The sequence below is a fragment of the Tsukamurella sp. 8F genome, assembly GCF_029167375.1.
Lineage (GTDB): Bacteria > Actinomycetota > Actinomycetes > Mycobacteriales > Mycobacteriaceae > Tsukamurella.
In genome coordinates this window covers 53,202-70,376 of the sequence record NZ_JARFTP010000009.1, presented here as the reverse complement: position 1 = coordinate 70,376, position 17,175 = coordinate 53,202, and the positions used below count along the sequence as shown (strand labels likewise).

Below are 17,175 nucleotides of genomic sequence, written 5' to 3'. Positions count from 1 at the left end.
CCCCGTCCCGAGCGCCTTTTGCGTGTGTGTGGTTTCACTCATCCGCGCTTGGCCTGCCGCAGCCACGTCTCAACAGCCCGTCGTTCGTACCGACGATGTCGTGGACTCAAGGACAAGAACGCGGGCCCCGGAGCATCGAGATCCCCGCTTTCGCGTCGGTGTGCCCACTCGTGCAGAGTGCTGACCGGGACACCGGTCAGCGCCGCGACCTCCCTTGCAGTCAACAGGGAACTATTCATTTCTGATCCTCCTCGAAAGATGTTGCCTCACTGTGTATATCGCTCCAACTCCGTGCCTGATCGGCGATCTCACGGCAGTGATCTGCCACAATTCCCGGCGGGACGTATGGCGCTCGGGCCACACCGAGACCACCGGCGCCGTCGCTGTGTACGCACACCCCAACAGGCAGGTTCAGAGGCGACCTGACGTCCGCCTCAGCCCACCCATCGCCCAGCACTGCCGTGGCCGCGTCACGTGTCGACACGCCGAACGCAACCCGTCGCGAGCAGTTGTCCCGAATACCCGTGGGAATGCTGTCTGCCGTGGGCTTTTGCGTTGCCAGGATCGTCACGATGCCCGCTGAGCGCCCTCGTCGAATAAGCGACGACACCAGCGAAGTCACTTCCACAACGACACTTTTGTCGTCCCGAGACACCGCTGCCCTGGGGTCCAGGAAGCTCTGACATTCATCGATCACCACCAGGATGATCGGCCAGTCACGAGACGGACCAACGTCCCACAAGTTGGACGTGCCATGCCACGACGGAAGTCGCTTCACCCGCCAATTGCGGACAGCCTCGACTTCACGCAACAGGTCACGAACCGCTTCGAGATCGTCGCCAAGCACTACAGCAGCGCGCCGCTCCAGCGGCGCAAGGTCCGCGCCCCCTTTCCCGTCGATCGTCAGGAGTACCACGGCATGGGATGTGGCAAGGGACGCAATCGATTCGATCAACCACGCCGACTTTCCCGCTCCCGGCACCCCACCAACCACGACACCCGACACGTTGGTCAACGACAACGACACGGACGCCCCGGCCTCATCGACGCCGATCGGCAGTGTCCAACGACCATCCCAAAACGGCACGTGATCAAGAGACTTCGGAGTCGCCAGAGGGTCGACCACGCGCAGGTCGAGTACCACGGTGCCCGCCGAGGGCGAGCGCACCGTAACCGCCACCCCCAACGCATGCGAGAGTGCATCGCGTTGCCGCTCGAAATCGCACGTCGCCAGGCCCGGCCACGGAGCGACCGTCACCGATGCACCGAACGGCGAGGGACGAATCGAGAGCACCCGCGGATCGACGAAGTCGTAGACCACGCGGCCGTCACGTCGGCCCACGGCGTCCCGACGTGACAATCCGCACGCCCGAAAAACGGATCCGGAATCCAACCGGAGCGATGCGACCGCATCCGCAACCGCAGCATCGAAATCCGCTACCGCTGGCCGGGTAACACGCGACGTCACAGCGTGTACGACCGCAATCCACACCACCGTCACCGTGACAATCAGCACCATGACGATGACCGCGAATACCGCGAGCGTACGGAACAACGATTCCACCGTAGCCACGCGTCAGCGTCCCGTGCCGCAGCGCCCGCGAAGCGGGTCCGGAGCCACACCAACCGGTTCAACCCCACGGCCCGCGGTAATCCACCCGACAATCCGGTCCGTCGCCCACCGTTCCGTCGCCCACGCCGCCACGCGATCAGCACCACCAAGCCATAACAACGGACCAACCGCCCGGCCATACTCGTACAGCGCGACGTACGCGGCGCGAATCGCGTCCGTGGACGGTCGCGATTCGGCAGCGGGGACCGACATCCCGCGATTCAACGCAGCGGTCAACGCCGTGCGGAGGCGCAGGTCCGCCGAGCACAGCCGAGCGAGTTCCCCGGCATCCGACGCCGGGACCGCACGCGAATCAATCAGCGTCACCGCACCACGCCCCGTCGACGATTCCGAATTCCACGCAATCCGCGACACGAACACCGCGCCAACCACCAGCACGGCAACCATGGTAGCGACCACGCCGACCCGAAACACGCCCCGCCGTGACCCCGACGGACGCCCAATAGCCATGCGCTCCAACGGTAGTCGCATCACACCTCACCCCCGTCGACATCGAATTCGTTCGCCGTCAACAAAAACGGAACCCGCCCCCCACCACCGAGATCGCGGCTAATCGCGATCGCGACATCCAACCGCGGCAACGATTCCGGCAAACCCGACGTCCACCGATGATTTTCCGCGTCCGCGAAATCGAACCCATACCGCCGTTCAAGCCGACGCTGCAGATCGAGTAGCGTCGAATCACGTTGTAACAAAAGTGAATCCAACCGACCGGCGAACCGTGACGCGATCCGTTGCGACATCGATTCACGCATCGGAACCACCCCCGCGCTTCACGACCGACCCCACGCTGCCGACCGGTACCAACCGTTCGAAATACGCCGTGACCCGCAGCGATGCGGACGGCGGACGGCCATTGAAACCCGCCCGCGCCGTCGGTCGGACGGTGAATTCAATTTCACCCGCCGGCTTCAGCACGGTGCCCGGCGCCAACGCGTCGATCGCGGTCGATGTTTCGACGGTGACGCCGTCGAGGCCGCGGCCCGCCAGCGCGACCGAAACGCCGGCCACGCGACGTACCGTGCCGCCGTTTCGGGTTACGAAATTCCCGGTGGCGCGCCCGTTTTCGTATTCGGCGACGTTGGCGGTCGTGCCGCCCAGCGCCACGATTAAAAGGTCGGCCGGATCCGGTTTGAAATTCAAATCGCGAATGTCCATTTCATCGCTCCAATTCGATCGTGTCGGTCCGGTCGGTCCGGGCCGATGTCGATTTGTAGCACCGATCCCGAACCGCGTCAACGAATGATATTGGCGCACAGCAAGATACAATATGTGACGCAATGTTGTCTCACGTATGGCATGCCATATTGCACGCCATACGTCACGCGCCGTGGTAGCACTCACGCACTGAATTAGGATCCGCTTTAGGACTCGTCCTAATACAGAGGGACTGCGCACGCCCCCGGACTGCATCTGGCGTCGATGCCTAGCGCTCGCGTACTTGTCGGGTCATGGCTGTATAACTCCGTGCATGGCAGACCCGACTGACCGCTGACCCGTTACGGGCCATCGCCAGGCGGATCGACGGCGATCCCGCGCGCTTCACACCACACACGAACCCGATCCGGCTGTGACTCCGCCAACTCCAGCAATTCCACCATCCATGCCGGGTTCCACGTGACGACGCGGTACCACGCTTCACGGGTGATGGTCACAACGGCATCGCCGTCAAGGCGCTCGTCGGCGAGTTCCTCGTCCGTCATATCGGCGCTTCCGCCACGTGCATCCAGGCACGCATTCCAAAACCGTTCGCGCGCGGTCGCGGCTTCGTCGACACGGTGGCTCCAGACGAGTTGCCGACGGCCCTTCGAAGCTTGCTCGAACTCAACCCACAAACGCCAATCGCCGTGCGGTGTAGTCGATGTCACCTCATTTGTGTCCGTGTCCACCACCAGGACCTCGTTCCCGTCAGCGAGCACGTGCCAATGCCGGGGTGTGCGGACACCGAATCCGGGTGCATCCGGGTCCGTGACGAGGCCGCCGAGAAGCTCGAACGGGGTACGGTTACGACCCCGCCCCGTCTTAGTGATCGCGCCAGCCGCGACCTCCGCACCCAGTCTCCGTGCCACGTCATACGTGGACTTCGCCAAGTACGCCGATACGTACTCGTCACCGTCATCACCGATGGGACGCAGATCGACTGCCGCCGATCCAGGCATCTCCAAGCCCGCCTTCGTCAGTCCGGCGGCCCAGCGCTCGAACACCGCCGCGGCCATGGCCTGTCGTGCCAACCAGTCCCGATCGACCGTAACCCGCTGCGCCACCATGTCGCTCAACTGATCCTCGATGTCGTCGACCAGACCAACGCCCAGACCGCCAACAGTGACGACCAGGACATGGGCGTGCAGGTGCCAGCCATTGCCACCGTGGGTAACCTCGACGGCCCGTACGAGGCCGCCGACACCGAACCGGTCTCGGTCACCGATCCTGGGCGGGCGCAGCGTCCCGTCCTTACGTCGGTACCCGCGGTCACCTGTCCACGGGGTGCCGCCGAACGCTCGTCGCCAGCCCGTCGACAGGCCGTCCCACAGCTCTGCGAGCCCCTGACCGCTCCTATGCCGCATGGTCAAAGTCAGCAGGTAGGTGCGGCCGCCCTGAGCGTGTGCCGCTCGGATCGCGCCAGCGAGCTCGTCTGACCTCCGCGCTGCGATCACTGCCGAACACCGCGGACACGCCCACGGTGATCCGCACGTCACAAGATTCCCGAAGCCGGCCTTCCCGCCCACGGAGCGTTTAACCGTCACACCATCAATCTCGTGCTGCCCGTAGTCGTCCCCGTGGATCAGCCGACCGCAGGATCGCACCGACTTGAGTGTCGAAGCCTGCCACAGGGCGGCGCGAGCACGGAAGCGTTCCCGCCGCCGCACCTGCAAATCGGACACGAGTCCGGCGTCTCTGCAGGTCACACGGTGTGGGGTGCACTTATTCTGAGTACTACCGAGACGGCGGGCTCCGCCCGCAGCGGCCTCCCGCCTTCGGGCTGCGCTCCCGCCTACGGCCTGCGCGCGGCTGGCGCCGTGCTCGGCCTTCGGCTCCCGCTGCGCCCTTCGGCTCCCGGCCCCTGTGGAGAGTTTCTTCGCCTTCGCATGCGAGACCCCCCGTGTGTCGGTGGTCCGACGTACAATCGGCGTTGGGTGCATGGCCATTCCTCATCCCGGGACCCCCACCGCGTGCCCTTCACAACGTCAGCGGTGGGGGTTTCCCATGTCAGGGATGAGTCGGCGGTGTCCGCTCCGTGTCCGGTCCAGGTGTAGGATCAGTCGGAACGCCCAGGTCAGTCAGACCATTCGGTCGTATTGATCTGAAAGAAACTGCAGGTCAACGATTTTCACTGCCTGCTCCTAAAGGGCAGGTCGCACGTTCGAATCGTGTCGGGGGCACTAGTACAAGCGCAGCTAGGCGGCGGTTTCGGTCCGATCTGCGGGCGCCAGGCCCGGTCCCATGCCACCCCCGTGCTACCCAACGGGCGCGATTGGCGGTGCCACGTGGGCGTTACCTCACGATTACCCGAAACCTGTCGGTGCGACATGGCAGCATCAGCACATGAAAATGCCCCGCATACCGCACGAGGTGATGGCGATGCTGACTCCAGCTCTCGGTCGCGTTGTCGAGCGATCAGCTCGAGGAGGGACGCTGATGATGTGGGGGCTACGACCGCATGCGGCCGACCCGGGCACGCCAATGGATCTCGATGAAGCCGACGGCTACGATGAGAAGATCCCCGAGGGGATCGCGCGGACAGTCGCATTTCCCATCATGAATGCGACGGATGCTTTGTCCACAACAAACTTGCTCATTTCTAATGCGGCGCGGTCAACCCCGATGAATCACCACACGCCAGCGTTCCTCGCGCTATGCAGAACTGCAATCGAGTGTTCGTCACAGGCAATTTGGGCCATGTGCCCAGAAGATCGTGCCGACCGACGAGCTCGGGCAGCGGGACTCGCGAAGACTGGACTGGAGCATGCGCGGGACTACCACGCTGATGCGATTAGTGCTCACGACAGCGGCCTTCTGAAGATACCCGATCGCACCTACAAGCAGTCGCAGCACCGTCGCGAGTTCCATCAGGGCGAACTCGATGAGCTCGCGAAGCTCTCGCCGCAGAATGCTCGAAAGTACACGGAGCTAGTCAGGAAGGCTGCGAACTGGATCGAAGACCATCCGCCCGCGCACACCAATGATACTAAGGGGGTTCATTTCCCGACGATCGCACAGAGTCAGTATCGCCAGTGCTCCAGCTTCACGCACGGCCACAGCTGGCCGATCGATCTGATTCAGGGACCTACCGCCATGTTCAAGATGATGGCAGACTCGATCAACACTGCCCTCATTACGACGGAGGTAGCAGTATGCCTGTTCGAAGCGCAGTCCACGGACCCGAACGGCTCGCGCGAGAACTTCTACCCCGCGCGACTGCAGCCCACAATTGACGCATGGCGCGAGCGGTACTCGGCCACTACCGAAGATTCGCCACCTCCCGTGCCTGCGGAGGATTCGACACCGACACAGACTCCGGAGGCGTAAACGAAGGCAGGCACGATCTACTTCCGGACTCTGGCGTCCGGCAGCCACACGTGATATAGTCAATTCGCTCCAATGCCCTAGTAGCTCAACGGACAGAGCGCGCCCCTTACGAAGGCGTGGTAGCGGGTTCGACTCCCGCCTAGGCTTGTGAAGAAGCGACGCGGTTGCAGGTAAACACGCCTCCCGCGTCGCTTCGCTTTTGTTCCAGGGCTCCTTACCGAAGACTCGATACCTTCTTCGTCTGCTGCGGAGCTGGAACTGCTACCGGCCGAGTGAGGGCGCTTGCTTGCCGCCTTCGGCCTCGGAGATGTAGTCGGCGTAGACGTTGAGCGTGGTGACAAACGAGGCGTGCCCGAGCCACTTGGACACCTCCATGTAGTGTTCCCCGGCCGACAAAAGGAATGGACGGCGAAGCTATGCCGCAGGTCGTGCCAGCGGGCGGGCAGCAGATCCAGAGCGGCCAGGGCAGGGGAGTAGTAGTTGCGCGTAACGTTCGCGGTCTCTATCGGCTCCGTCCATTTGTAGGTCGCCATGATCGCGTCGGCGTAGTCGTCCCGTTCGGCTTCGTCGGCGGTGTGCTCGCGCAGAGTGATATCCGCCGCCTTCGCCTCAGCGCGGGCCATCCGTCCCGGGAACAACGGCGCGGTGGGGTCCAGGCGGTAGGGATGGCTCGTCAGGTACTCCCGCAGGTCGTCGGCCGGCCAGCCGTCGATGGGGACCACGCGCGTCGACCGGACCGACTTGGGCGTACCGACAAGCCGCTTACCGGCCTGTCGGGTTTTGGTTCGCGTCACCGAGACCATTCCCATTGCGCCGTGTTGGCGAGGCAGCGTCAGGTCGCCGATCTCGAGGCCGCGGCCAAGGAGTACGCCGCGGTCGTGATCCCGCTCAAGACCATCGTGGTCGTGGACATCTCGGGGTCGATGGGCTTCAAATCCCAGAACACCACCCGGATCGACCTGACGGTATCGGGCTTCGACAAGGTGGTCTCGCAGATGTCCGGAGCCAATCAGATCGGGCTCTGGGCGTTCTCCCTGTCGGATTCCGGCGACGATTGGGTCTCGTTGTCGCCCACCGCCCCCCTCAGCCAGAAGTCCGGCAACTCCGATCACCGCGCCGAGTTGATTGCCGCTGCGAACACGCTGCCGTGCCGGGTCAAGGGCGGCACCGGGCTGTATGCGACGACGCTGGCCGCCTACAAGCAGGCGCAGGCGCAGTTCGATCCCGCCTTCTCCAACTCGATCATCCTGCTCACCGACGGCGAGGACGAGGATCCGGACGGGATGTCGCTGGATTCGGTGGTGGCACAGCTGAAGTCGCTTGCGGATCCGGCCAAGTCCATCACCGTGAACACGGTCGGCATATCGCCTGATGCGGATATGAACGGATCACCCGCATCTCTCAGGCGACCGGGGGCGCTGCCCAGCACGCGGATTCGGGGCAGGAGATGCTGGCGAACTTCGTCAATGCCGTGGGGCGCCGGGTCGGGAAGTAGCTCCGAACACGGCGGATGCGAGGTGTAGCCCGGCGAGTGTCCGGGCAGGCTGGTGCGGACGACGCGGTGTCGAGCGCGCCGCCGGTACGCCTCCGTTTCTCGCGACCGGACCTGTGAGACCGTTCGCTGCACCCGGCACCCTTCTCGTGGGCCCCGGGGACTGGAGAATTCTGTAGGCGCTGCTCACCCCTCGTGGCGTTCAGCCGCTTCCACGGCGGAGCCTGTGCCCGTGATCGACGTGGGCTCACGATATGAGACTGAATAATCATTCGTAGTGGTGATGCGATTCGTTGGGATCCAGTTCTCCCGCTGCCAGGCACCGGGTGTGCGGCCCGCGGTCCGCAGGAAGAACGCCGAGAACGTGGACGGGTCGGGGAAGCCGAGTTCGGCGGCGCACCGGGCGGCGGAGTACCGATCGTGGACGAGAAGACGCATAGCTTCGAGCATGATCCTCTGAGTGAGGAAGGATTTCGCGCTCCGGCCGGTGGCGCGGTGAACGGAGCGCGTGAGCGTGCGCGGCGAGTAGCCGAGCACGGCGGCGTAGTGGGCGACGTCGTGGTGGGCGCGGAACTCGGCTTCGACCAGATCGCGGAATCGGCCGAAGAGCGGCTGGTCGGGTAACGCTTCGCCCGTCGGTGGGGCGATGCGGATCAGTAACGCGGACAGAAGGAGTCGCGCGGCATCGTGCGCGGCGGGGGAGGCGGGTGCGTGCGTCTCCAGCTCGAGGTGATCAATCGCTGCAGTGATGTACGGCCAGGCCGATTCGCTTGCCGACCAGCAGTGACCGTAGCCCAGCCTGGACGGCGACGGAAGGCCCGCCGCCGGCGCCGCCGGTGTGAAGAGAACGAGTTCTCCGGTGACGGCGGCGACGTCCTCCCACCGGTGCACCGCGCCGGGAGGTATCCACACCACTGTGCGGCCGCCGAGCAGATACCGGGTGAAGTCGACCGAGGCGTGACCCGTCCCTGCGCGCACGACGGCGAGGACGTGGAAGTCGCCACGCTGGGTGCCGCCATCGTTGATCTGTCGCAGTCGCCCGAAGGACAGAACCTCGACGAGACCGGCGGACTCTTCCTGGGCGTGATAGCTCAGCTGTCGAACCACGAAGTCCATTTTTCCACAGCATCGGTCGTCTTCATCTGATGCGCTTACTGGCGTATATGCGCTGAGCTGTCATCTATCACGACGGTCGTGATAGATCGGACGAGAGGTCGACCATTGACACACAGCGCAGGACTGCCCCATTTCGACTATCGACCGGGCGAGGGACCGACCCTGGTCTTCCTGCATTACTGGGGAGGATCGGCCCACACATGGGCGGCGGTCATCGATGAGCTCCCGGGCCGGGCCGTGCTCGCGCTCGACTTCCGGGGATGGGGTCGTTCGTCCGATCTCCCCGGGCCGTACACGCTCGACCGGCACGCGGCAGACGTGCTCGCGGTCCTCGAGGTCGCCGACGTGCGGGACTACATCTTGATCGGGCATTCCATGGGTGGCAAGGTCGCCCAGCTGGTCGCGGCGCGGCACCCGAATGGTCTTCGGCGTCTTGTGCTCGCGGCCCCCGCCCCTGCTAGGCCGGGTCGCGAGATCACGACGAGGTATCAGACGCAGCTGTCTCACGCCTACGACTCCGATGATGCGGTTGCGGAAGCCCTTGACCATGTGCTCACCGCCAGAGAGCTCGACGTCGAGACCCGGAGCCGTATCGTCTCGGACTCTCGGGCGACGCGTGATCCCGCTGCGGCGCAGGCATGGCCGCTCAGTGGCATCACCGAGGACATCACACATGCGGTCCAGCAGATCGCGGTGCCAGCGGCGATCGTCGTCGGAACAAGCGACGTCGTGGAGCCGCCCGAGACGTTGCGCGACAACCTGATCCCCTATCTCGCAACGTCTCGGCTCGTCCTTCTGCCAGGCGTCGGGCACCTGGTGCCGCTGGAGGCGCCGGCGGATCTCGCGGCTGTGATAGGCGAGTAAAGCTCTGTATCAATCGCCCCAGACCGAATCGGCGGCTGCCAGTTCCATTCTCGTGATGCCGTTCTCGCGGCGCTCTCTCAGTAGCTCACCCGGAGTCGTGTATCGGGGTGCGGCCGCGTCGTTGCGCGACGCCTTTTCCACGATTGCGTCGACGAGTGACCGGACCATCGACAGTCGCGGGTACCGTGCATGGACCGCGCGTTGTTCGTGGTCGACGATATCGGCACCGCGGCCGAAGTCGACGCCGACACCCTCGCGGGTGAGATATGCGAGTACTCCCCGCCGTTCGGCGATTCCACCGCTGGTGTGGATCGCGATCGCTTCCCATACCCGGTCAACGTCCCGTGACGGTACGCCCTGCTGGGTGAGCAGCGTCGCGGCCAGGTCTGCACCCTCGACTTCGAACCGTTCGCGGCCGGTGGCCCGGCTCCCGGTGCCCAGGTCGTGCATCACCGTCGCGGCGAAGAGTAGGCCCTGGTCGTAATCCGCTTCCTGCGTGAGGTTCTCATGCTCGGCCAACAGCAGTGCCCACATGTAGCTGCGGACGGAATGGTTGAAGACCGACTCGGACTCCGTCGACCGGGCCAGGTCCACGGCCGCGGATGCGAGCGGATCGGTGGGGAGTTCCAAGATCGTTGCCATGGGACAACTCCACCCCAGAGCATTGCAAGACACCAGTGGCAAAGTGGTCGTATCCCGCTCGATAATGGCCAGATGCCGCATCGTGTCGCCGTCGTCGTACCGCCGGGTGTGCTCCCACTCGACTTGGGTATCCCGATACAGATCTTCGGACTCGACCCGCACTACGACCTGCAGGTCTGCGCCGACGACGACTGCGCTGGCGTCCGCTCCGGTCCACTGTCGTTGGCGGGCGTGGAATCCCTTACCGCCGCATCGGCTGCCGACACGGTGGTCGTACCCGGTGCCGCCGACCCGGTCCGGCCCGTCTCGGAGCGGACGCTCGAGACACTCCGGGCAGCGGCGGGGCTCGGGGCGCGGATAGTGTCGATCTGTACGGGCGCATTCGTTCTGGCGTCTGCCGGAATCCTGGCCGGCCGTACAGTGACCACGCACTGGCAGGAGGCCGATCGGTTACAGCGGCTATATCCGGACGTCGTCGTCGATCCCCGTCCTCTGTTCATCGACGACGGCGACGTACTCACCTCAGCCGGCGTCACCGCGGGGATCGACCTATGCCTGCACATGATCGACTCGGACTTCGGTACCTCTGCCGCGAATCAGAGGGCTCGGGCGATCGTTGCGCCGCCGCGCCGAGTCGGTGACCAGGCACAGTACATCCCGAAGGCGAGGCCGAGCTCGAACGGCGACTCCTTAGCGCCCCTGCGCACCTGGCTTATGGCGAACTATTCCGTCCGGCACACCATCTCCGATCTCGCTGCCCGAGCACATTGTTCGCCGCGTACCCTTGTGCGTCGCTTCATCACCGAGACCGGGGTGACCCCCGCGGCGTGGTTGATGACGCTCCGGCTCGACCAGGCGCGAGAACTCTTGGAGTCCACGGACGTCCCGATCGAACGCCTCGGTGAGCTGACCGGGCTCGGCTCGCCGGCCACTGCGCGCGCAGCGTTCCGCCGCAGCTACGGCGTCAGCCCCGAACAGTACCGGCGCACCTTCGGCACCCGGTCCGGGCGACACTCCGTCCACGAGTGAGAAGTCAGTCGACCATCGGTACTGGTTTCCCTCGCCGAGCGCCGGATTCGCCGACCGAGTGCGCGCGTCCCACTTCGGCCAGCGGGAAGGTCCCGCCCGCCGCTAGCGCTGACCAGGTCGACGCGCAGTTTGGGATTGTCTGGCAGTCGTCACACGGTGCGCGTGCTAGCCAATGGGGTGAATGGCGAACGCTGGGGACTGTTCGTGGGTGGGCCGGACACGCTGCTAGCGACTGCGCTCCGCCGCGACCAACCAGCTGACCAGCAGGGCGATGATGACGATGTCGAGCAATGGGTGGAAGACGCTGAATCCGTTCCTCTGGACGACGAAGAATCGGATCACTCCGCTGGTGCCGCCGATCGAGGTCGCGGTGATTGCCAGAACAGCGGCGGCACGAGTGGGACGCGCGATGAGCGCGCCGCCGACTGCGGCATAAGGAATGGCGAACGTCGCCGAAGCGATCACGGTGTGGGAGACCGGCAGGATCCATAGCTGCGAGAAATGCGTCGTCGCCGTGACCAACAACAGGACACCCGCGGTCCGAGGAGCCGCAAACATGCTCGGCCACGACGAGAGCTGACTCATGAAGCACTCCTACTGAGGACGCCGGTTAGATAGTCAGGCAACTTGACTATTCTCGGAACGTAGTTACGGTGATAGGCGATGTCAAGATCGACGCGAACCAACGACATGGACGGCCCGGTGTTGGTTCGGCTGCCCGACGACGCGCGGATTGCTGCCCTCGCTCGCCGGGTGGCGTCGATCGTGACTGAAGAGGCGCTTGCCGCTGTGGTCGAGCACGAGCCGCGGATGCGTTTGGTGCACCTACGGGTATTCGCCGCACTCGAGAGTGGTCCCGCGAGGGCGAGCGTCGTCGCGGCGCGATTGGGCGTCAGCAAGCAGGCGGTTGCGCCAGTCATCGACGAACTCGTCGAGTGGGGCCATCTCGAGCGTGTGTCTGACCCCACCGACGGCCGCGCGAAACTCGTGCAGTTCACGCAGGTTGGGCAGCGCATCGGCGAACACGTCCTTGCCGTCGTCGAGGCCCGTGAGCGGCGTTGGCGTCGCGTCTTGGGCGGCGCCGATATGGAGCAGTGCAAACGCGCGCTCAGACTCATGATCGATGACGCAACGCGGGAATGAGCGACAACGCCGCGACGGGATGAAGTGGTGCTTGCGCTAAACCCCGTTGGTCTCGATCCCGGCGCGGAAGGTGGAGATGGTATCGGCCTTGTCAGGGTGGCACAGCACCAGCAGCCGCGAGTTGGCGTCCAGACCGCAGTCCTTGCTGTGGACTTGGTTGACCGCGTCGACCGGTTTCCGGGTCTAGGGCGGTGTTCCCTGAGACCAGCTAGTGCGATGTGCTGGAAGAGAACTCCCGTCCTGCGTGGCTGGGGGGGGGAATCTCATGTTTCGAAGTCGAAGTCGAAGTCCTTGAAGGTGTAGCCCAGAATCAGCGTGCGCGGCTCAGCGCGAAGGCCGGTCGGCTCGCCGAACTCGGACACCTCCTCGAAGTGATCGCCGCCGATGGTCTGCGGGATCGCGTTGCCGACGTTCACGGTCGGGTAGCTGACCAGAGCGGCCAGTGCGGAGCGCTTCTGATTCCACTGCGCCGCCTGGTCCCAGATCGTGGTCAGGTCGGCACCGTCCGTGGTCTGATTCACGACGACGTCGCCGGTCGCGGCTGCCGCTCTGCTGGTGGCGTATTGCAAAGAAGGATGTAACCTGTGACTCCTGAAAGGGCAGGTCGCACGTTCGAATCGTGTCGGGGGCACCAGCGGAGCGGCAGCCGCGATCGCCGGGGGCTCGGCGACACAGCGCGGTCGTCGCTCATGCGGGAAGGCGGGCTCACCGCGAGCGATCGATGTGTGCTCGCCGGGCCGTACCGGCGCGCCGCCGCTAGAGCTCGGCGTTGCGATGCGTCGAACGTACTACCGGGAGGTGCCTGAGATGTCGATCGAGGCCTGGATCGAGTCACGCCGCGCCGGCAAGTCGTCTGTCGGTCCCGGCGCATCGCGGGTTCTGGACGTGTTGACGGCGCAGCCACGGTTCGCGTCGTACGCGACGGCACGACAGGTGGCCGATGAAGCTGATGTCGACATCTCCACGGTAACTCGTACTGCGCAGAGTCTGGGGTACCGGGGCTGGCCAGGACTCCAGTTGGAGATCCGGGATCGCTATCTCGGCGAACTGACGGCCGAGGAGATCCTGGCCGACCACGCCGGGGACAGCGTCGATCCGATCGCCGTTGCGCTGCGCAACGATTCGGCGAACCTGGCGCTCATGGCGCGCACCTTGGATGTCGACGCGGTGCGCTCACTCGCTCGAGCGATTCGCCGGTCGCGCCGGACTCTCGTTATCGCCTCGGGCAGCTATCTGGCGCCGGCGGTCATGCTTGCTCACGTCGGGGGCCTTTCCGGGCTCGACATCGACTATGACGGAGTGGGCGGCACCCGCCGCGCGGGGCTCATCACGCGGATGCGGCCGGGTGACTGCCTGGTCGTGTTCAATGTCTGGTTGCTGCCACGAGATGTGCTTCGTGCGGCGCGCCTGGCGAAGGAGCGTGGCCTCGTCACGGGGGTTATCACCGATCGGCACTCGTCGCCGTTGGCAGAGGTCGGTGACCACGTCGTGGTCGTTCCGAGTGAGGGGCCGGCGCACTTCCCCTCGCTGACGCCTGCGATGGCGGTCATCAACGCGGTTCTCAACGAGATCACCGCCGCCGACCCGGACGGCGTCCGGGTCGCGCTGTCCGAAGGCGAGGAGATCTGGAGTCGGCTCGATCTCATGGAGGACCTTCCGGAGCGTAAGCGGCGACGCCCTCGTGACGGGCGGTGAGTGCGCGCCCGTTCACAGTCGATCGCGGTAGACCACGCCGTTCTTCATCACAAGCGACAGATATCGATCCGGATCGACGAGGACGGAGATGTCGTCGAGCGGGTCTCCGTCGACGATTATCAGGTCGGCGTATGCATCGGGTGCGACGACGCCGACTCGCCCTTCCAGCCCCACCAGCCGAGCGGCGTTGGTCGTGGCGGCACGGATGACGTCTGCGGTGGGCTGCACCTGGGCGCGGATCGTGAACTCCTCCAGCTGATAGACCTGCTGCTGGCCGATCAGGTCGGAGCCGTAGACCAGATTCACACCGCCCCGGTGTGCCATCTCCAGCGCGGACAGGCCGGACTCCAGCACCTCGGAGTTCTTGGCGTGGCTGGCTTTCGACAGGCCCATCTGCAGGCCGAGCCTGTCCATCGTGTTGTACGTGACCAGTGTCGGTACCAGGAACGCATCCTTCTCGACGAACACCTTCACCGTGCTCTCATCGATCAGGTTTCCATGCTCGATGCACTTGAGACCGATACGCAGAGCGTTCGTGATCGCACTCGCCAGATAGGTGTGCCCGGTGACGTATCGCCCCTGGGAATCCGCGACCTCGACCGCGGCCGCGATCTCCTCGTCGCTGTACTGCGTGGAGGAGATGCTGTCCGACGGCGATGTGACGCCGCCTGACAGCATCAACTTGATATGGTGCGCGCCCGTACGCAGGATCTCGCGGGCGCCCTTGCGGACCTCATCGGGACCGTCGGCGATCAAACCGATGGTCGGGCAGCGGGTGCACTGGGTGGTGCTGACGTCGTTGGGGCTGCGGCCGTCTCCGTGGCCGCCCGTCTGCGTCAGCGCGAGGCCTCCGAAGATCACCCGGGGCCCCTCGATGACGTCCTCGTCCACCGCCTGGGCCAGTGCGAAATCGGCGCCGCCGGTATCGCGCACGGTGGTGAACCCGCGTTGCAGCATGTCGCTCAGCGAGCGGACCGCCTTCGACACCAGATATGAGGGCCGCCACCCGAGCAGCGCCTCGGTGTCGAAGCTCTGGAAGTAGACGTGGACATGACCGTCGATGAGCCCGGGCATCAGGGTGCGACCTGCCACATCGACGACTCGATCCGGATCGGCGGATCTCACCTCCGAGGTCGCGCCGACCTCGCGGATCCGGCCGTCTTCGACCAGGACGGCCTGGTCCGGTTCGAGTTCACCCCGGACGACATCCAGTACGGATGCGTTGCGGAACAACACCGTCGACATCACGCGCCCCTAACTCGGGTTCGTTGGGCAGTATGCAATGATTGTTGCATCAATACGCTGAGTGCACAATAAGATGCGTTGCAACGTCGTCCTCGGCGTCGGTGCGTCGCCGGAGCGCCCCGGAGCGATGAAGCTCGCCGCTAGCGGCGACAGTCCACCGCGCGGATCAGTTCGGCCAGCGTGCGTAGCCCTCGTTCCGCGGCGTCCGGCCCGGCATGGCTGAAGTTGAGGCGTATCGTGCCGAGTGTGGGTCTCCCGGGATAGAACTCCTCGCCCGGCATGAAGGCGACGTTCCTCTCGATCGCCTCGGTCAACAACTCCCGGGTGTCGATCCGGTCGCGCAGCTGCAGCCAGAAGAAGAGCCCGCCGCGGGGCGCCTGCCAATCGGCGACGGAAGCGAGGTGGCGGGACAGTGCTTCGTCGAAACCGTCGCGCCGAGCGCGATAGAAGGCCACGAGATCGGACAGTCGTGCGTCCCACCCCGGATCCGTGATGGCATCGAACACGATCCGCTGTGACAGTCGCGAACTGTGGAGGTCCACAGCCTGTTTCAGCATCACCAGACGGCCGAACAGGTCATCCGACGCAGCGAGGAAGCCGAGTCGTAACCCCGGGGCGAATGTCTTGGAGAACGAGCCCTGGTAGACCCAGGAGCCACCCGCCATCCGGGCCGCGATCGGGTTGCGATCGCAAGCGTCGTAGGCGAGTTCGCGGTATGGGTCGTCCTCGAAGAGCGTCGTTTTCGCATCCAGGCACGCGCGCGCGACCGCATCGCGTTCGGTCGACGGCAGGCATGCGCCGGTGGGGTTCGCAAACGTCGGGACGATGTACGCCAGGCGCGCATCCGGCGCGGGCAGCAGGTCGAAGTCGACGAGCCGCGCCCCGTACATCCGGAACACCTGTAAGGCCGCCAGGTAGGTAGGTGACTGGACTGCCACCGGCGTTTTGGGATCGATGAAGAGTTTCGCCACCAGATCGATGCCCTGCTGGCTCCCGGAGAGGATCATCACCCGCTCGGGCGGGGCGTCGATCCCCAAGCGGACGAGGCGTTCGGAAACCGTCGCGCGCAGGTCGGGCTCTCCTTCGCTGGGGCCGTACTGCAGTGTCCGCCGGGAGATCCGGCCGGTCCAGTCCGGGAGTGCCTCGGTGGCCGGTAGTCCGCCGGCGAACGACACCATGTCCGGCCGGTCGATCACCGCGAGGATCTCGCGGATCGGCGATGGTCTCAACGAGTCGATCCGTGTGGAGAACAAGTCGGCTGCCCCTCGTATAGGTCAAGATGGTTGCCGAATAGGCTCGCGCTACCGAAGGGATAAGTCAAGGTGGTTGACCCACATCGTGAGATCGAACTTCGCGAGGCGATCGAAGGGCTGTTCTTCGGCTATCGCGCATTCACGGCGCTACCTGATCGCATGTTGGCGGAGCGTGGGCTCGGCCGGACCCACCACCGGATCCTCTACTTCGTGCGCCGGGAACCGGGTATCGCGATGGGGGATCTGCTCGCGATTCTGCAGGTGTCGAAGCAGGCCGCACACCGACCTCTCAAGGAGTTGGTGGAGCAGGAGCTGGTGGTCGTCACGCCCGACCCGGACGACCGTCGGGCGAGGCGCTTGACGGCCACCCACGCGGGCGAGGCGCTGGAAGGGAGCCTCAGCGAGGCTCAGATGGAATTGCTCGATGCGACGTTCGGCAGGGTCGGTCCCGCAGCGGAGAAGGCGTTCTGCGCGGTGATGCGCGAGCTCGGTCGGCACACGGGCGAGGTGTAGCGGCGCCGGGGCCGGTCGCGGGT

At 65.1% G+C, this 17,175-nt stretch carries 19 protein-coding genes and 1 tRNA gene; 8 read left to right on the top strand and 12 right to left on the bottom strand.

Features of this window, described 5'->3' with window-relative positions; genetic code table 11:
* Positions 1-38: 38 nt before the first annotated feature.
* The 6 genes from P0W64_RS09345 to P0W64_RS09320 form a co-directional block, all read right to left on the bottom strand.
* Positions 39-239: a helix-turn-helix domain-containing protein gene (locus P0W64_RS09345; RefSeq protein WP_275479819.1), complete on the bottom strand. Its 201-nt coding sequence runs from the start codon at positions 237-239 to the stop codon at positions 39-41.
* Entirely contained in the window at positions 236-1,573 is a 1,338-nt protein-coding gene (locus P0W64_RS09340; RefSeq protein WP_275479818.1) for an FtsK/SpoIIIE domain-containing protein, read from the bottom strand. Before P0W64_RS09340 ends, P0W64_RS09345 begins: the two co-directional genes overlap by 4 nt.
* A 3-nt stretch (positions 1,574-1,576) precedes the next feature.
* Entirely contained in the window at positions 1,577-2,011 is a 435-nt protein-coding gene (locus tag P0W64_RS09335) for a hypothetical protein (protein WP_275479817.1), read from the bottom strand.
* 92 nt (positions 2,012-2,103) lie between these two features.
* Positions 2,104-2,388 carry a hypothetical protein gene (locus P0W64_RS09330; RefSeq protein ID WP_275479816.1) on the bottom strand — a complete coding sequence of 95 codons (285 nt, stop codon included), beginning with the start codon at positions 2,386-2,388 and terminating at the stop codon, positions 2,104-2,106.
* Positions 2,381-2,791 carry a hypothetical protein gene (locus P0W64_RS09325; protein WP_275479815.1) on the bottom strand — a complete coding sequence of 137 codons (411 nt, stop codon included), beginning with the start codon at positions 2,789-2,791 and terminating at the stop codon, positions 2,381-2,383. The genes P0W64_RS09330 and P0W64_RS09325 overlap by 8 nt, the downstream gene beginning before the upstream one ends.
* A 341-nt stretch (positions 2,792-3,132) precedes the next feature.
* Positions 3,133-4,287 (bottom strand): hypothetical protein, encoded by a 1,155-nt coding sequence (locus tag P0W64_RS09320; RefSeq protein ID WP_275479814.1) that lies wholly within the window; start codon positions 4,285-4,287, stop codon positions 3,133-3,135.
* Between the two features lie 889 nt (positions 4,288-5,176).
* On the opposite strand from P0W64_RS09320, the gene P0W64_RS09315 reads away from it, so the two are divergent.
* The 3 genes from P0W64_RS09315 to P0W64_RS09305 all read left to right on the top strand — a co-directional run bounded on the left by P0W64_RS09315 (position 5,177) and on the right by P0W64_RS09305 (position 7,683).
* Positions 5,177-6,160 carry a hypothetical protein gene (locus P0W64_RS09315; RefSeq protein WP_275479813.1) on the top strand — a complete coding sequence of 328 codons (984 nt, stop codon included), beginning with the start codon at positions 5,177-5,179 and terminating at the stop codon, positions 6,158-6,160.
* Positions 6,161-6,234: 74 nt separating this feature from the next.
* Positions 6,235-6,306, top strand: a tRNA-Arg gene (locus P0W64_RS09310).
* A gap of 669 nt (positions 6,307-6,975) precedes the next feature.
* Positions 6,976-7,683 (top strand): VWA domain-containing protein, encoded by a 708-nt coding sequence (locus tag P0W64_RS09305; RefSeq protein WP_275479812.1) that lies wholly within the window; start codon positions 6,976-6,978, stop codon positions 7,681-7,683.
* Positions 7,684-7,838: 155 nt separating this feature from the next.
* Here P0W64_RS09305 and P0W64_RS09300 read toward each other — a convergent pair whose 3' ends face one another.
* Positions 7,839-8,759 carry a helix-turn-helix transcriptional regulator gene (locus P0W64_RS09300; RefSeq protein WP_275479811.1) on the bottom strand — a complete coding sequence of 307 codons (921 nt, stop codon included), beginning with the start codon at positions 8,757-8,759 and terminating at the stop codon, positions 7,839-7,841.
* A 114-nt stretch (positions 8,760-8,873) separates the two neighbouring features.
* Here P0W64_RS09300 and P0W64_RS09295 point away from each other — a divergent pair, with 114 nt between their 5' ends.
* A complete protein-coding gene (locus tag P0W64_RS09295; protein WP_275479810.1) occupies positions 8,874-9,632 on the top strand; it encodes an alpha/beta hydrolase in 759 nt (252 codons plus the stop codon).
* Positions 9,633-9,641: 9 nt separating this feature from the next.
* Here P0W64_RS09295 and P0W64_RS09290 read toward each other — a convergent pair whose 3' ends face one another.
* On the bottom strand, positions 9,642-10,274 hold the full coding sequence (locus P0W64_RS09290; protein ID WP_275479809.1) for an HD domain-containing protein: 633 nt from the start codon (positions 10,272-10,274) through the stop codon (positions 9,642-9,644).
* A 72-nt stretch (positions 10,275-10,346) separates the two neighbouring features.
* Between P0W64_RS09290 and P0W64_RS09285 the strand changes: the two genes are divergently transcribed.
* Positions 10,347-11,303, top strand: a complete 957-nt coding sequence (locus P0W64_RS09285; protein WP_275479808.1) for a helix-turn-helix domain-containing protein — start codon at positions 10,347-10,349, stop codon at positions 11,301-11,303.
* Between the two features lie 225 nt (positions 11,304-11,528).
* On the opposite strand, the gene P0W64_RS09280 is transcribed toward P0W64_RS09285, so the two are convergent.
* On the bottom strand, positions 11,529-11,888 hold the full coding sequence (locus P0W64_RS09280) for a hypothetical protein (protein WP_275479807.1): 360 nt from the start codon (positions 11,886-11,888) through the stop codon (positions 11,529-11,531).
* A gap of 78 nt (positions 11,889-11,966) precedes the next feature.
* Here P0W64_RS09280 and P0W64_RS09275 point away from each other — a divergent pair, with 78 nt between their 5' ends.
* Positions 11,967-12,446: a MarR family transcriptional regulator gene (locus P0W64_RS09275; RefSeq protein WP_275479806.1), complete on the top strand. Its 480-nt coding sequence runs from the start codon at positions 11,967-11,969 to the stop codon at positions 12,444-12,446.
* 263 nt (positions 12,447-12,709) lie between these two features.
* Here the strand turns inward: P0W64_RS09275 and P0W64_RS09270 are convergent, their stop codons facing one another.
* Positions 12,710-13,015: a hypothetical protein gene (locus P0W64_RS09270; protein ID WP_275479805.1), complete on the bottom strand. Its 306-nt coding sequence runs from the start codon at positions 13,013-13,015 to the stop codon at positions 12,710-12,712.
* A gap of 238 nt (positions 13,016-13,253) precedes the next feature.
* Between P0W64_RS09270 and P0W64_RS09265 the strand changes: the two genes are divergently transcribed.
* Complete coding sequence (locus P0W64_RS09265; RefSeq protein WP_275479804.1) at positions 13,254-14,141, top strand: MurR/RpiR family transcriptional regulator; 888 nt, start codon at positions 13,254-13,256, stop codon at positions 14,139-14,141.
* Between the two features lie 12 nt (positions 14,142-14,153).
* On the opposite strand, the gene P0W64_RS09260 is transcribed toward P0W64_RS09265, so the two are convergent.
* Together P0W64_RS09260 and P0W64_RS09255 are read right to left on the bottom strand one after the other, a co-directional pair.
* Positions 14,154-15,386 carry an amidohydrolase family protein gene (locus P0W64_RS09260; protein WP_275479803.1) on the bottom strand — a complete coding sequence of 411 codons (1,233 nt, stop codon included), beginning with the start codon at positions 15,384-15,386 and terminating at the stop codon, positions 14,154-14,156.
* Positions 15,387-15,526: 140 nt separating this feature from the next.
* Positions 15,527-16,615, bottom strand: coding sequence for a PLP-dependent aminotransferase family protein (locus P0W64_RS09255; protein ID WP_275479802.1), 1,089 nt, complete (start codon positions 16,613-16,615; stop codon positions 15,527-15,529).
* Positions 16,616-16,708: 93 nt separating this feature from the next.
* Here P0W64_RS09255 and P0W64_RS09250 point away from each other — a divergent pair, with 93 nt between their 5' ends.
* Entirely contained in the window at positions 16,709-17,152 is a 444-nt protein-coding gene (locus tag P0W64_RS09250) for a MarR family transcriptional regulator (protein ID WP_275479801.1), read from the top strand.
* Positions 17,153-17,175 lie beyond the last annotated feature (23 nt).